Here is a 273-nt window from a genome sequence, read left to right as displayed (position 1 = left end):
CCTACACGTCAAGAGCTAGGATCTCATGAGCATGCCCCTGATACACCTTGATCTCTTTGCCTGCAGCGGCGTTCCAGAGCCTGACACTTCTGTCGGAGCTGCCGGTGAGAATGTACTTGGCGCCGTGGTTGTACCGGACAACATTGACCGAGCCGGTGTGATTGTCTAAGCTGTATCCGATCAGCATGACCCGTTTGATCCCCACTCGACTTACGTCTGGACCAGCCGGCTGGGTACCGTAGGCGGTTCGTCGCCCTTTGTAGGGGCCATACC

Annotated in this window: 1 protein-coding gene; it reads right to left on the bottom strand. The window is 57.1% G+C overall.

All coding sequences use genetic code 11. The features are described from left to right. Nucleotide 1: 1 nt before the first annotated feature. Nucleotides 2-273: hypothetical protein (locus tag ACEN88_RS35445; protein WP_413347081.1), on the bottom strand; the 272-nt coding region annotated here is incomplete at its 5' end.

This window comes from Massilia sp. CT11-108, from assembly GCF_047302915.1.
GTDB classification, from domain to species: Bacteria; Pseudomonadota; Gammaproteobacteria; order Burkholderiales; family Burkholderiaceae_D; genus Telluria; species Telluria orientalis.
This window is presented reverse-complemented; position numbering and strand designations above follow the sequence as displayed.